Raw genomic sequence first — 15,700 nt, forward strand, 5'->3', positions numbered from 1 at the left:
TGTTTCCTAATTTTCATAGTTTATCATGTATGTATTGAAAGCGATGAGGAGAGTGAAGAAATTAAAAAAGAAAATTTTCTTTGTAGCTTTCAGGTGGATACATAGTGACAATCTCATTGAAAAGGTGATAAATAGATGAAGAAGAAAAATAAAGTGTTAATTACTAGTGTAGTAGCAATTGGAATTGCTGCTGGATCATATTTTGCATTTGCTGGCGGCGGTTCGGAAGTAGCAATGGAATATAGCGGTTATAAAGTTATAGAAAAACAAATTGAAAATGCACAAAAATTTGGCGGTGAAGTTATTCCAAATGGAATTGAAACAATTTCATTCGATCCAACAAAAGGTACGTATGAATCAGCTGTTAAAAAAGGCGATGAAGTGAAAAAAGGTCAGCTTCTGTTTAAATATAATGCCCCTACTGCTAAACAAGGTGTAACGGAAGCAGAAATGCAAAAGAAAATCGCACAAAAAGAAGTAACATTGTATCAAAAACAACTTGATGCAGCGAAACAAAAATTACAAAAAGATAAAAATGCTGGTCTTCCTCAGGAAGCATTAAAAGCATCGGAAATCGAAGTGCAACAATTAGAATCACAACTTGAAATGAAAAAATTTGAAGTTGAAAAATCTGATGAAATGATTAAAGAAGCAAAAGAGAAAGTAAACACACTTTCTGTAACGAGTCCTGCTGATGGTGTAATTGATGATATCGTAAAAACTGCTGATGAAAAAACAGGTATGAGTGGCATTACACTTCGTCACGCTGGTCCATTTAAAGTAAAAGGTCAACTTTCTGAACATGAACTTGCTAGCATGAAAGTTGGGCAAGAAGTAACTGTCTCATCAAAAACTGTAACTGGTAAGAATTGGATAGGAAAAATAACAGAAATCGGTTCTACACCATTAAAGAGTATGGACGAAAATAAAACTGTTTCTAATTATCAATTCACTGTCACATTAGATAATAGTGAAGAATTACAAAACGGCTTCCATGTATACGTAACGAGTAAATCTGGCGAAGCAACTGGTACGATTGTTCCGAAAAGTAGCATCGTGAAAAAAGGTGACAAAAATGTTGTCTTCGTTGTAAAAGACAGTAAAGCGAAAGAACAAGCGATTACTGTTGAATTCGAGACAGATAGCGAAGCAAAAGTTTCTGGAGTGAAAAAAGGAGAACAAATTATCTCTAAACCTGAAAAAGACTTAAAAGATGGTATGGAGGTTGTCGTTGAATGATTAATTTAAAAGGCATCACGAAATCCTTCCAAAATGGTGCAGAAGCCGTTCAAATATTACACGGAATTGACGTAACTCTGAACCAAGGAGAATTCACTTCTATTATGGGACCGTCTGGTTCTGGTAAATCAACATTAATGAACATTATCGGTTGCTTAGATAAACCAACGACAGGTACGTACGAACTAGCTGGTCAAAATATTTCAAACATGTCTGAAACAGAACTTGCACATGTTCGTAATAAAGAAATCGGATTCGTATTCCAAAACTTCATGTTACTACCAAGACTTACAGCACTACAAAATATTGAATTACCTCTTATTTACGCTGGAGTCGATAAAAAAGAAAGACGTGAGCGCTCATTAGCTGCTTTAACAAAAGTAAGTTTAGCTGATCGTGCTACTCACCTGCCAAATGAATTATCAGGTGGACAAAAACAGCGTGTTGCGGTTGCTCGTGCAATCGTAAATAACCCGAAATTTATTTTAGCCGATGAACCGACAGGTGCACTTGATACGAAAACAAGTACACAAATTATGGACCTCTTTTATGAATTAAACAAGCAAGGCTCAACAATCATTATGATTACCCACGATCGTGAAATCGGTGAAGCGGCTGCCCGCCAAATTGTAATTCGTGACGGAAATATCGTCCAAGATTGGAGAGGTTAATTTTGAACACGAGTGAAACTATACGCATGGCCCTTTCCTCTATCTTTGCTCATAAAATGCGTTCTATCTTAACGATGCTAGGAATTATTATCAGTATTAGCGCCATCATTACCATCATTTCAATGGGTGATGGTACAAACGCAAAGTTTAAAAAAGAATTAGGGCAAGGAAAAGATACGGAAGTAACCATTTACTATAACAACCCCGATTATGGAACAGATAGTGCCAAAATCACAACTGATATGCTCAAACGTCTTCAAACTGTGCCAGGCGTTAAAGATGTTGATCCAGATGTGAGTATGAAAGTAAAAGCATCTTCTGGTTCAAAAGATGTCTCTCTTAATCTAAAAGGTGGAACAGTCGCCTTTATGACAGATGCGAAAATAAAATTAGTTCACGGTCGGGAATTAAACGATAGTGAACTAAAACAAGCAATCTCTGCAGTTATTTTAAATGAAGAAACTTTCAACAAATTATTTAATGGTTGGGAACCAAATCTATATACAGACATAAAAGGAAAACCGTATAAAGTAGTCGGTGTTTATGAAGCAAAAAATGATTCCGGAATGGCTATGTCAGCAGGTTATACATCACTTGAAAATGCTCCTGTCATTTCAGGAGTAACTGAGTATGACTCTGTAAAATTAACACTAAGTTCACCAACAGAACGTAAAAGTGTAGAAAAACAAGCTGTTTCTATTTTGAACGAGATGAAAGCTCCTAAATTTGAGCATAAATTTAAAGCTCAAGATATGGGTGAATTTACGAAGCAATTAGACGAATCAATCGGTATGATGAAAATGGTATTCGGTGGTATCGCTGCTATCTCCTTACTTGTTGGTGGTATCGGTGTAATGAATATTATGCTTGTATCCGTAACAGAACGTACACGTGAGATCGGTATTCGTAAAGCACTTGGTGCAACACGCGGTAAAGTATTAACACAATTCTTAATTGAATCTTGTATTTTGACTGGACTAGGTGGTTTCATCGGATTCATGCTCGGTATTTTCTTCGCTTGGATCGTCTCAATCTTTGCCGGATGGCCTCTCGTTGTCTCAACAGAACTTGGACTTCTTGCAGTAGGCATTTCAATGCTAATCGGTATTGCATTTGGTTTACTACCAGCTAACAAAGCTGCAAAACTTGATCCAATTGAATGTTTACGATATGAGTAAAAAAACGTAGGAGTGTAAACTCCTGCATTTTTTCTGTTGAAGCCGAGAAATTTTAACAGTTTTTTTAAATCTTAAGGATTCTTAAGGATTTTCACTCCAGTTTCTTCATGTTTGGATTTTAAACTATGGTTGTAAAGTTAATCTATTGGAGTGACTAAATATGAAGCATTTGTCTTTTTTATCTCAATGTATAACTAATCCAAGAAACGTCGGTGCAGTACTTCCAAGTTCAAAGTTTCTCGCAGAAAAAATGATGGAAAACATTAATTTTGAGAACGCTAAATATATTATTGAATATGGGCCAGGTACGGGTGTATTCACTGAGAAATTACTTAAAAAACGAAATTCGAATACCACTCTTATGCTAGTGGAAAATAATAGAGAGTTTTATTTAATGTTGAAAGAAAAATTTAAAAAAGAGAAAAATTTATTCATTGTATGGGGGTCTGCGGAAAATATCGACGAGTATCTAAAAAACTTCTCTATTCCTTATGCAGACTATATTGTTTCTGGTCTTCCTTTTGCTAGTTTGCCCCAAAATGTTTCAGATGAAATTTTATTAACTACCACAAAAATTTTAAAGAAAGATGGGGTATTTATTACTTTTCAATATACAAAATTTAAAAAGAAGTTCCTTAATCAGTTTTTTGATACAATAGATGAGAAATGGGAGCTTAGAAACGTACCACCTGCTTTTGTTTTTAGCTGTTCAACACCAAAAAATAAGGGAGAAAAATATGGAAGCTAAAATTCTTATTGTTGATGATGATAAAGAAATCAGAAACCTTATTTCTATTTATTTGGAAAATGAAGGTTTGCAAACTCAAAAGGTTGAAGATGCTATTGAGGCCTTAAAACAGTTGGAAGAAAAAGAGTTTGATCTCATTATTTTGGATATTATGATGCCTAACATGGATGGAATTAAAGCATGTATGAAGATTAGGGAAGAACGAACTATTCCCATTATCATGCTTTCTGCAAAATCCGAAGATATGGATAAAATTCAGGGGCTTACTTCTGGTGCCGATGATTATTTGTCAAAACCGTTTAACCCATTAGAATTAATTGCTAGAGTAAAATCTCAATTAAGAAGATATACAAAATATAATACTGAAACGAACAAGAATAAAAATATTATTGAAATTGGTAATTTGACCTTGAATACAGATGCACGTCAAGTATGGGTAAGGGGAAAGGAAACCAGGCTTACTCCTAAAGAATTCGATATACTTGAACTTCTTGCTCGTAACAAAGGGATGGTCTTAAGCATTGAAAAAATATATGAAGCTGTTTGGAAGGAGAATTTTTACAAATCGGATAATAATGTAATGGTACACATTACAAGAATTAGAGATAAAATAGAAGAAGATTCCAAACATCCCATCTACATTAAAACAGTATGGGGAGTAGGATATAAAATATGAGGATGTTTAAACTTAGAAATAAGTTAGTTGCAAAACTTCTTATTGCGGTAGCAATTAGTTTTTTTGTTTCACTTGGTGCGATATTTCTCTTCAGTAAATTGCTTTATCATCTATCCGTAAAAAATTATCTGCCCGAAGTTACTCTAGTTACAGGTTATATTTATACGCTAATTTTGTTTTCAATCATAATCTTTATCTTTATTGCAGTATTTTTGTTAATGGTGCGGAAAAAATTATTATATTTGAAACTTATTACCGAGAGCGTTCACCATATTGCTAATGGAAAACTTGGTTTAACAATCAGAATAGAAAGTAGGGACGAATTGACCCAACTTGCTCAAAATATTAATTATATGTCCAAGGAATTGGAGAATACATTTGAACAGGAAAGACAATTGGAACGTACAAAAAATGAACTCATTACCAACGTATCTCATGACTTACGCACACCGTTGACATCTATTATCGGATATGTAGATTTATTAAAAAGAGGGCAATACGACAGTAAAACACAATTACAGGAATACCTCGAAACCACTTATTTAAAATCACAGAGACTGAAATATCTAATTGATGAACTGTTTGAATATACCCGTTTATCAGACCTCGATGCTAAGTTAAACCTTAATGAAGTTGATTTATCAGGTTTGTTGGAGCAAATAGTTGGAGAATACATTCCTATATTTGAAAAGGAAAGCTTAATCGTTCAAAAATCAATCACACAAGAAACAATACCTATTTTCATGGATGTAGAAAAAATGGTACGTGTTTATGAAAACCTGTTTATGAATGCGATAAAGTACAGCATGAAACCATCCGAATTATCAATAAGTCTTGAACTAATAGGTAACAAAGCAATTTTAAAAGTATCAAATAAAGTCGAGAAGCCACCTGTTAGCGATCCAAATAAATTGTTTGAAAGGTTTTTCAGGGGAGATAAGGCAAGAAAAGATGACCAGGGAAATGGTCTAGGACTTGCTATCTCAAAAAGAATTGTTGAACTTCATCATGGTAATATACATGCAGAGTATAAAGACGGCTGGATGTCCTTTATTGTTGAACATCCAATTAAATAGAATGGCTTATGGAATGAAAGGTTCCATAAGCTTTTTTTTAAACTTAAGAAACTTCTTAAGTTAATAATTCAAGTAGGCCATTCATAGTAGACATGATACTGATAAGTTAATTTGATTTATTATTATAAAGTGATTAATCGAATAAAGGGGAAGTTCATTGATATGAATAATGTAAGAGACGATAGTAAATTTAGCAACCAGTGTGTTTTGGTATTCAACCGGGGCACACTGGTTTTATTTTTTTATAAATGTGGAACAAATGTATTACTTAGATTGTCTATTAAGTGTAATCCTAAAAGATATGAAAGTACAGATCATTTCGAAAAATACAAAGGTATTAAAAAGAGGGATATGTGTGGGAACACTAAGTGTCAGTGTGCCTAAAAGGGTGGGATGGGATGGTCTATATGAAAGTGGTTCTAATGTCTTATATGTATATAGAATTTGATAACGCTGTCTATTTTTTGGAGGATTATGTTAAAATAACGTTTTTTTGAGTACAAAGATATTGGAGGTAACAGAAGTGAAAAGTATGTTTTGCAAGAGATTTATTACAATAGTAACAGTGCTTACACTATTTTGTAGCATGGCCGTTACATTTGGAAGAGCATCAGCGGAAACAGTTCCTGCTATAGACGTAGAAGCAGGATCAGCAATTTTAGTAGAAGCAAATTCCGGGAAAATTTTATATCAAAAAAATGCAGATGAATCATTAGCAATTGCTAGTATGACAAAAATGATGAGTGAATACTTAGTTCATGAAGCGGTGGATAAAGGAAAACTTAAATGGGATCAAAAAGTTAAAATTTCTGAATATGCATATAAGATTTCGCAAGATCGCTCATTATCAAACGTTCCATTAGAAAATGGTGGCTCTTATACGGTCAAAGAGTTATATGAGGCAATGGTAATCTACTCTGCAAACGGTGCAACAATTGCTTTAGCTGAAGAGATTGCTGGAAAAGAAGTCAATTTCGTGAAAATGATGAACGATAAATCAAAAGAGTTTGGAATGAAAAATTATAAATTTGTAAACTCTACAGGTTTAACAAACCATGATTTAAAAGGACATCACCCAGAAGGGACAACTCCAGACGAGAAAAATAAAATGTCCGCAAGAGATTGTGCGATTTTAGCACAACGTCTTATTCAAGATTTCCCGAAAATATTAGATACAGCAAAAATCCCTAAAAAAACATTCCAAAAGGGTGGCAAGTATCCGATTGATATGACGAACTTTAACTGGATGTTAAAAGGCTTAATTAAGCAATACGAAGGTGTAGATGGGTTAAAAACAGGAACTACTCCAGAAGCCGGAGATTGTTTTACTGGTACAGTAGAAAAAAACGGTATGCGTCTAATCTCTGTAGTTATAAAAGCAAACTCTCATACAGCACGTTTTGATGAAACAAAGAAATTATATGATTATGGATTTGCGAATTTTGAAGTGAAGAAGGTCTATGGAAAAGATTCAGTAGTAAAAGGTCATGAAACAGTGCGAGTAGCAAATGCAAAGGACAAAGATATAGTTGTTCAAACGAAGCAAGCTGTTTCACTTCCAATGCCAAAGGGCAACAAAGACGTTTATAAAAAAGAATTTAAAGTATCGAATAAAGAACAAGAAGCGCCTATTAAAAAAGGTGTAACAATTAGTCAAATGATTATATCGCCTAAAGATATTACAGATCCTGGGTTCTTATCAGGTAAATCATTACAAGTAGACCTTGTAACAAAATCTGAAGTAGAACAAGCAAATTGGTTTACACGTTTTATGCGCGAAATAGGATCTTTCTTTAGCGGTATGTGGAATAGTGCGGTTGATATAGTAAAAGGCTAACTTTGTAGGATAAAACTAAATATTAGCCTGAAATAAAAGGTTTCAAAGTATTATAGATTCTTATGTGGATGGCTTGGAATGGAAGATTGCATTAATTCTCAAATCTGGTTCTTCGGAACTTTCGGTATTGCAATCAAGCTAAGATAAATTTGTATCCATATAATCAAAAAACGCTATTCTTTTTGTAGAAATATACAGAAAGGATGGCGTTTATTATGAATTGTTCGATTCAAAGGGTTCTGGTGCAAGGCTAGTTTAATAAAGTTACATGATGAAAACACATTCATTATTCCATCAAGTGACAATAAAAATAAATACCTGGTACTTATTCCTGTTATTAAATTTTATAAAAATTTAATAAAATCTTTTCTTCTTATTAAATATTTTGTTTTAAATTAATTATATAAAGAAATGGAGGCCGAAAAATGAATTTTTTAAAGAAATTTAAGTATCTTTTTATAGTGTTTATCCCTATGTATATAGTTATTCTTTAATTTCAATCGAATAAAAAAGCAAGGTATTCGAGAAAAAAGTACGGTACCATACAGAGAAAACGCTCTCCCATACAAAAGTAAATTGTACCGAAAGTGATAAAAGCGAATGTTATATGGAGGGAACCCCCTAATAATTTCACCTGAAAATCGATAATTAATGAAACAAACAATAACAAGATGATACATGATTACGAGTTAATATCCCCAAAAGATAGGATTACTAGTGACAATCTTTGATACTGACAATTGAGGTGACGTCGATGAGAGGGACATTAATAAAAAGTGGAGTATTTATTTTAGTTTTAACAGGAGGGCTATATCTTACAAAATACGCATATGACCATCATACTAACCGAGTTAAAGTAAGAGACACGATTCAACAAATATCAATAGAGCATGGTATACCGCCATGGATTCCTTTATCTATTGCATTCCATGAAAGTAAGTTTGATCGAAACGCAATTGGAGATCAGGGGACATCATTTGGACTGTTTCAGCTTCATCGAGGTGGACTAGCACCTAAAGATTTAACGAACGAAGATTTGAAAAATGCAGAAACCAATACTCGAATTGCAATATCTAATATGATAAATGCATATAACCGTGGTTTACAGCAAAATTTAAAAGGACCAGAGCTATTAAAATATGTTGCTAATACCTCAGGGTGGCCTGGGAATAAGGGTGTTCAATGGACAAATAAGCAGACAGACTATAACGAGGGTTTAGAAAACAGTTTTAAAATGTTTTCTAAACGACAATATGATTTTATAGAATGAAATTTCTTTTTTCTTTCTATTATTATATAACTTATGCCTAAATACGAAAGTTTCCTAAAACAGATACATAGATTGACTTTGTACTGCTTATATTAGGAATTTAAAGAAACAATATGTATAATTCTCCCACTACAATAGTATAGTGGCCTTTATTAACAGCAAAATCTACAATTTACAAGGAGAACATTTTATGAGTAAGAGAATAAAAGAATTAGATTCCATACGAGGGTTAGCGGCACTGACAGTGGTATTTGGACATTTTTGTTTAATGCTACCATCGTTACCTAATTCTATTAAATTTTCTCCGCTTAGGTTTTTATGGGCTGGCGGGGAAGCTGTAATCGTTTTTTATGTACTCAGTGGTTTTGTGTTATCTATGGCACTTTATCATTCAAAAACAAATTATTGGGGATATTTAATTAAGCGATTTGTACGAATCTATATTCCTTATTATTTTTGGATAATCATTACCTTTGCTTTATTTATTTTGTTCTCGCCGTATGAAGTGGCTGGACTACGGGATTGGTTCTATGATAGGTGGCAAGGGTCTATAACAAAAATAGATATTATAAACCATTTTGTACTTCTTAATAACTTTTTTACGGAAAATTATAATCCAGTTATCTGGTCATTGGCTCAAGAAATGCGTATATCTATTGTGTTTCCGTTGTTATTCCTTCTTTTTTATAAACTGAGTTGGAAGAAAACGATACTATTTGCTTTGAGCTTTTCTTTAATTAGTGTTTTCCTTAATATGTTGCATATAGGGAAAGCAGAGGGATTTTATAATGGTTATGCCGATACACTGCATTTCACATCGATGTTTATGGTTGGAATGTTACTTTTTAAGCATCAGGAAAAGCTTATCTACTTATATAGGAATATGAAAAAATTTAATAAAGGATTTCTTATTGCATTAGGGATTATTCTATATTTATATTCCATTTTAATTTATGGTTTTTCCCGCAATGATACTACTTTCTTATTAAAAGATTGGGGTGTCGTAATCGGTGTTAGTATATTTATAATAATGGCCATGAGTAATCTAAAAGTGAAAGCATTTTTAAATAAGAGTGTATTTGTATACTTAGGAGAAATTTCATACAGTATCTATTTGTGTCATTTTCCAATCATGATGGTACTATTTAAACTTTTGTATACAAAGATACCTATCTTTTTCCTTCTTGCTTTGTGTATTTCAATGACAATACTTTTTTCTATAGTTTCGTATCATTTAATTGAAAAGAAATGTATCAACTGGGCAAAACAAAGAACAACAAATTCCCGAAAAAAAGTGTAATGCTTGAAGGAATTTTATTTCTTTAGTAAATATACGAATATGACCGATTCCTAAGTATATTAGGAATCGGTCAATTACGGATTCTATATAAATATACTAAAATTGAACAAATTTTTAATTTTATACTTAACTCCAAAAATCCTCTTACTAAAGAGAATCTTCGTAACGTTTTTCCAGACATAGCCGAAAGTACAATTAGTAAAACGCTAGTTTCCTTGTAGCTGCTTGGTCAAATAAAGCTAGTTTCAAGAGGAAGAAATGCTCAATGTATACAGGTTTAATTCTGTATTAATAATTATTAGGGGTAACAACACATCGCTATCTATATCTAAAATGTTATATAAAACTATTGAATATTTTATTCGTAAAAACAGAGGTGTAAAATGAATTTTATTTCCGAACTACTTGTTACCTTTGCAATTCCTACAATACAACTCACATTCTTGTTACTACTCATTTTTGTTTTTAGCTACTTTGTAGTATACAAAAAGGTATGTAAAGGAGGGGGGGAATTTACCGCACAACAAGTTATATTGTTTATATTGATAATAGGATATTATTCCCTTGTATTATCAGCCACTTCATTTGGTCGTCCAGATGATATAACTTTCGCAAGAACAATTGACTTTGATGTACTTAGTGTTTATAAAAAAGCATGGAATACCTTTTCATTTTCTTCTTTTTTCCATATCATTGTGAATATAGGTATGCTTTTTCCGTTAGGAATTTTATTACCTTTATTTAGTAATGTTTTTCAAAAAACAAAATGGATGTTAATCAGCTCAATTATAGCAAGTTTATTGATTGAAATCCTTGAATTTATAATGCAACGTGGAAGTATGGAACTAGCCGATTTACTTCATAATACTTTAGGAATGATGCTAGGATATTCTATGTTAAATATAGTTCTTATATTGTTGAAGAAAAAAGAACCAGATACACAAATGATCACATATTTATTTCTTCCGATTACAGTAAGTTTTGTTGCACTTGGAATAATGATTTCGTATCAAATGAAGGAATTTGGGAATATGCCTTTAGATCCCATTACAAAAACAGACATGACTGATGTCACTATAAAAACATCAATAAAGTTAAAAGACGAAGGTAATAAAATGCCTGTTTACAAAGAGGAAATTACAAAAATGCCTAATGACAATGAGCCAGTTACAAAAAAATCACATATTCGAGATGTCGAAATTCTGTCTCCCAAAGAAGTATTTCAAAAACTAAAACAAGGAGACTTTGATCCTATAATATCTTTCAAAGCAGGTGATACATTAGTCATTACAGATTATAATATAGATTACTACGCTGATACAAAAGGCTTTTCTCAACCTATATATGTTTTTCAAGTACGCTTAAATGATAATGGGAAAGATAGTTGGTCTCAACCTATTTCTGCGAGAAGATAACATAGATTTTCATGTTTTTGTTCATGTGAAATAGTTTAATCGAGTTGTCTTTCTCATTTGAAAAATCTCCTATGGAATTTAATTGAAATTGAAAAACATTTAAGAAGAACAATTACGCTGTGGGCTATTGTATAGTGTAGATATGAATAACAAAAAAGGGGGACTATATATGTGGAAGCGATTTGTAGCGATTGGTGATAGTTTTACAGAGGGGATAGGGGATGAAGTTGAGGGAATAGCATTAAAAAGCTGGGTAGATCATTTTGTTCAACTGTGTATAGATGATTTAAAATATGCTAATTTTGCAAAACGTGGGTTAGTAACTAAAGAAATTCGCTCACAGCAATTGGAACAGGCATTAACTTTTAATCCAGATTTGGTTAGTCTAATTGCAGGTGCAAACGATGTTTTAAAAGGACGTTGGAATCATCATGCATATAAGAACGATATGGAATTTATGATAGATACATTAAGTAAAACAGATGCTGATATTATTATAGCAAACCTTCCAGATTTTACTGTTAGGCTTCCATTTCCTTCTGAAAAAAAACAAGTATTAAAAGAACAATTATTAGAGGCAAATGAAGTTATACTTTCACTGAGTAGAGAGTATAAGCTTCATCATGTTGACTTTTGGAATCATCATTTAGTTAATGACAATACGCTTTGGTCTACGGATTTAATTCATCCAAACTCAAAAGGATATGTAAAAGTTGCTGAATTGATTTTTAGTAGTTTGCCTGTACACGACTCTTTTAAATAAGCTGTAGAATGACCTAAACTCCTGTCGCATGCTGTACAGGGGTTTTTGGTGCGAAAAAGAAGGATATAGAGTGCCTATAAATTATACTTTAAGTAATTCTTTTTATTGTTTATATCTTTGTTATTTTCTGTTGCAGAATCCTTATTATAAGGATTCTTTTTTTGTATCAATAATCTATAAAGAAAAAAGATGAAATTGGCGAAAATGAACTAAAAGGTATTTTAAATGAATTGTTAAAACAACACTAATAATGATAACGTTCGCTAAATATATTCGTCGTTTGTAAGAATCTTAAAATCTTCCCTTTTTGAATGCAGCTTAACCATAAATTTAATTTTTTTGTAAATGTGGAACTATTTCATTACTTACACTGTCTATTAAGCGTTAAAACATTTTTTATTTAACATATTTAGAAAGGAATAATCATTTTTAATTAAGGGAGAAGATTGAATTGAAAAAAATATGGATGCTGCTTTTCTTTTGTTTTGGAGTTATGTTGGTAGGATGCAATAAAGATGAGCCGCCAAAACAAGCATTTGAAGAATATATCAATTTATGGAATGATAAAAAATTTACAAATATGTATGATTATTTATCAGAACATGCAAAAAAAACGATTTCTAAAAAGGAGTTCACAGAGAAATATCAAAAAATTTATGAGGGTATTGGAGTTAAGAATTTAAAAATTAAAACGAAAGGAGAGAATACTAAAGATAAAGAACTTTTTCTTTTTGAAGTTAATATGGATACGGATGGAGGAACAGTTTCATTCATCCATGAAGCAAAACTCGTGAAAGATAAAGATAAGGAATCTTGGAAAATAGATTGGACACCAGACTTCATTTTCCCAGGTATGAAAAAAGATTACAAAGTACGTATGCAAACAGAGCAAGGAAAACGCGGAGAAATATATGATCGAAATGGAAAAGGGCTTGCAACGAATGGTAAAGCGACTGAAGTTGGAATTATTCCAGAGAAACTAGGTGAAACGGCAGCGCAAACAAAAGAAATAGTAGCACAATTACTTGATATGTCTACAGAAGAGGTCGATCAGAAGCTCGCAGCGAAATGGATAAAACCAGATTCCTTTGTACCAATTGGTATTTTAAAAGAGGGAACCAGACAGAATGATTATATTGAATTAGAAGGAGTTTCATCTCGCCCAGTAAATATTCGTACGTATCCATTAGGAGAAGCAGCGGCACACTTAACGGGATATATAGGAAAGGTAAATGCAGAGGAGTTAAAATCGCTTCAAAAAAAAGGTTATCAAGCAGATGATTTAGTGGGTAAGACAGGTTTAGAGAAAGTATTAGAGAATAAATTGCGTGGTGAAAAGGGTGGACGCGTATTTATGGAAGATGAGAACGGGAAAGAGATTAAAAACGTAGCAAAACAAGAAGCAAAAAAAGGAGAAAATGTTACGTTAACTATTGATGCTGCAATTCAAGAAAAAATCTTTAATGAGATGAAAAATGAAGCAGGATCTAGTGCAGCGGTCAATCCTAAAACGGGTGAAACAATCGCACTTGTAAGTAGCCCTGCTTATAATCCAAATACAATAGTTAGAGGAGCATCAAAAGCTCAACGGGAAGCATGGAATAACGACTCGAAACTGCCAATGATGAATCGCTTCACACAAGCATTTGTACCAGGTTCCGTATTTAAAACGATTACAGGTGCAATTGGTTTGGAAACAAACACAATAAATCCTAAGGAAGAATTTAAAATTCAAGGATTAAAGTGGACAAAAGATTCATCTTGGGGAAATTATTATGTAACACGTGTGAAGGATGCTAGTCCAGTTGATTTTGATAAGGCAATGAAGTACTCTGATAATATTTATTTTGCTCAACAAGCTTTGAAAATAGGAAAAGATCAGTATGTAAATGAATTTAAGAAATACGGATTTCATGAAAAATTACCAATTGAATACGAATTCCCTATTTCAATCATTGCAAAAGATGGGATAAAAAATGATATTCAACTAGCAGACACGGGGTACGGACAAGGACAAGTATTAATGACACCTCTTCATTTAGCATTGACTTATGCACCGATTGTCAATGAGGGTAACATTCCGTCACCGCATCTTATAAAAAAAACAAAAGAAGCGGGAAATTGGAAAGAAAATGTGATTTCTACCAAGAATCAAGAGATATTAAAAAATGCGTTAATAAAGGTTATTAATGATCCTGATGGTGCTGGGAGAATTGCTAAAGTTGATGGTGTAACTCTCGCTGGTAAGACAGGTACAGCAGAACTGAAAGAATCGAAAGAAGCAGAGGGTAAAGAACTTGGATGGTTTGCAGCTTTCGATGCAAGCGCGCCAAACATGATTGTTACCATGATGATTGAAGATGTAAAAGGAAGAGGCGGGAGCAACGTTCCAGGTGAAAAAATAAAACATGTTTTTCAGAAATAATACTTAATTAGAAGGTGAAATTTACTTCTTTAGTAAATATACAAACCTTACCGATTCAAGATTATATTAGGAATCGGTTAATTTATGTCTAAACGCAGATTTTATGATTTTAATAATCGTATTTAATTACGTGTTTTTTTACACAATTAAATACGATTATTTTTTATTTAAAAATTATAAAACAACAAATTTTTAAATGTTAAATTAGATAATTGAAATTTAAAAAATAAGAGCTATTATACTTAACTTTATTTTCAGAAATATTACAAAGCTGTTAGTTTGAAGTAAGGTTATTCAATATAAGTAAGAGGGGAATTTCTTTATACTAAAAGATAAAAGTATTAATTAGATATTTCTAGATAATAAATAGATACATAAATAAAAGGAGCTAAATATATGTATAAAATCATGATTGTAGAAGATGACCAAAAAATTTCTAAACTACTTCAATCCCATATTAATAAGTACGGGTATGAAGGAAATATTACAGAGGATTTTGAAAATATTTTGGCTAACTTTGAAAAAATTCAACCTGATTTAGTTTTATTAGATGTAAATTTACCGAGTTTTGATGGTTTCTACTGGTGCCGACAAATTAGAACGGTCTCTACTTGTCCCATTATATTTATATCAGCACGTAGTGGAGAGATGGAGCAAGTTATGGCACTTGAACATGGTGCAGACGATTATATCACTAAACCGTTTCATTATGAAGTTGTAATGGCAAAAATCCGAAGTCATCTTCGAAGAATTTACGGAGAATACGCACCGAAAGCGGAAGAAAGAGTTGTTCAGCAATCCGGTTTAATACTTTATCCAGAAAAAATGGAATTAAAGCTAAATGATAGCATGTGTATACTGTCAAAAAAAGAAACTGTTTTACTAGAAACTCTCTTACGACAATCTCCTAGTATTGTTAGTCGAGAGAAAATTTTAGAAAAACTTTGGGATGACTATACGTATGTAGATGATAATACGTTAAGTGTAAATGTTACACGTGTCCGAAAAAAATTAGAGGAAATCGGAATAAAAAATGCATTAGAAACAGTTCGTGGTGCTGGATATCGTTTGAAAATAACTTGGAAGAATGATGAGGTATAAT

At 32.5% G+C, this 15,700-nt stretch carries 13 protein-coding genes and 1 pseudogene; all 14 read left to right on the top strand.

Features of this window, described 5'->3' with window-relative positions; translation table 11 throughout:
- Positions 1–135 precede the first annotated feature (135 nt).
- The 14 genes and pseudogenes from ABH959_RS23135 to ABH959_RS23200 all read left to right on the top strand — a co-directional run bounded on the left by ABH959_RS23135 (position 136) and on the right by ABH959_RS23200 (position 15,699).
- Positions 136–1,239 (top strand): efflux RND transporter periplasmic adaptor subunit, encoded by a 1,104-nt coding sequence (locus tag ABH959_RS23135; protein ID WP_078422521.1) that lies wholly within the window; start codon positions 136–138, stop codon positions 1,237–1,239.
- Positions 1,236–1,910, top strand: coding sequence for an ABC transporter ATP-binding protein (locus ABH959_RS23140; RefSeq protein WP_016126976.1), 675 nt, complete (start codon positions 1,236–1,238; stop codon positions 1,908–1,910). Before ABH959_RS23135 ends, ABH959_RS23140 begins: the two co-directional genes overlap by 4 nt.
- Positions 1,911–1,936: 26 nt before the next feature.
- Positions 1,937–3,088, top strand: a complete 1,152-nt coding sequence (locus tag ABH959_RS23145; protein WP_420196575.1) for an ABC transporter permease — start codon at positions 1,937–1,939, stop codon at positions 3,086–3,088.
- A 160-nt stretch (positions 3,089–3,248) separates the two neighbouring features.
- Positions 3,249–3,836: a class I SAM-dependent methyltransferase gene (locus tag ABH959_RS23150; protein ID WP_016126978.1), complete on the top strand. Its 588-nt coding sequence runs from the start codon at positions 3,249–3,251 to the stop codon at positions 3,834–3,836.
- Positions 3,826–4,512: a response regulator transcription factor gene (locus ABH959_RS23155; RefSeq protein WP_016126979.1), complete on the top strand. Its 687-nt coding sequence runs from the start codon at positions 3,826–3,828 to the stop codon at positions 4,510–4,512. Before ABH959_RS23150 ends, ABH959_RS23155 begins: the two co-directional genes overlap by 11 nt.
- Complete coding sequence (locus ABH959_RS23160) at positions 4,509–5,588, top strand: HAMP domain-containing sensor histidine kinase (RefSeq protein ID WP_404493222.1); 1,080 nt, start codon at positions 4,509–4,511, stop codon at positions 5,586–5,588. Before ABH959_RS23155 ends, ABH959_RS23160 begins: the two co-directional genes overlap by 4 nt.
- 523 nt (positions 5,589–6,111) lie before the next feature.
- Positions 6,112–7,425, top strand: a complete 1,314-nt coding sequence (locus ABH959_RS23165; RefSeq protein WP_002185854.1) for a D-alanyl-D-alanine carboxypeptidase family protein — start codon at positions 6,112–6,114, stop codon at positions 7,423–7,425.
- A gap of 754 nt (positions 7,426–8,179) precedes the next feature.
- Complete coding sequence (locus ABH959_RS23170) at positions 8,180–8,695, top strand: transglycosylase SLT domain-containing protein (protein ID WP_002141806.1); 516 nt, start codon at positions 8,180–8,182, stop codon at positions 8,693–8,695.
- A 142-nt stretch (positions 8,696–8,837) separates the two neighbouring features.
- A complete protein-coding gene (locus ABH959_RS23175) occupies positions 8,838–9,995 on the top strand; it encodes an acyltransferase family protein (RefSeq protein ID WP_113936490.1) in 1,158 nt (385 codons plus the stop codon).
- An 89-nt stretch (positions 9,996–10,084) separates the two neighbouring features.
- Positions 10,085–10,216 (top strand): annotated as a pseudogene (locus ABH959_RS23180) (Fic family protein); the annotation flags it as partial.
- A 162-nt stretch (positions 10,217–10,378) separates the two neighbouring features.
- Complete coding sequence (locus ABH959_RS23185) at positions 10,379–11,410, top strand: VanZ family protein (protein ID WP_113936489.1); 1,032 nt, start codon at positions 10,379–10,381, stop codon at positions 11,408–11,410.
- 169 nt (positions 11,411–11,579) lie between these two features.
- Positions 11,580–12,173, top strand: coding sequence for an SGNH/GDSL hydrolase family protein (locus ABH959_RS23190; protein ID WP_113936488.1), 594 nt, complete (start codon positions 11,580–11,582; stop codon positions 12,171–12,173).
- Positions 12,174–12,624: 451 nt separating this feature from the next.
- On the top strand, positions 12,625–14,598 hold the full coding sequence (locus ABH959_RS23195) for a penicillin-binding transpeptidase domain-containing protein (RefSeq protein WP_483862348.1): 1,974 nt from the start codon (positions 12,625–12,627) through the stop codon (positions 14,596–14,598).
- A gap of 396 nt (positions 14,599–14,994) precedes the next feature.
- Positions 14,995–15,699, top strand: a complete 705-nt coding sequence (locus ABH959_RS23200; protein ID WP_002085493.1) for a response regulator transcription factor — start codon at positions 14,995–14,997, stop codon at positions 15,697–15,699.
- Position 15,700: the final 1 nt, after the last annotated feature.

It is taken from the genome of Bacillus sp. RC51, from assembly GCF_044908115.1.
Taxonomy (GTDB): Bacteria; Bacillota; Bacilli; order Bacillales; family Bacillaceae_G; genus Bacillus_A; species Bacillus_A mycoides.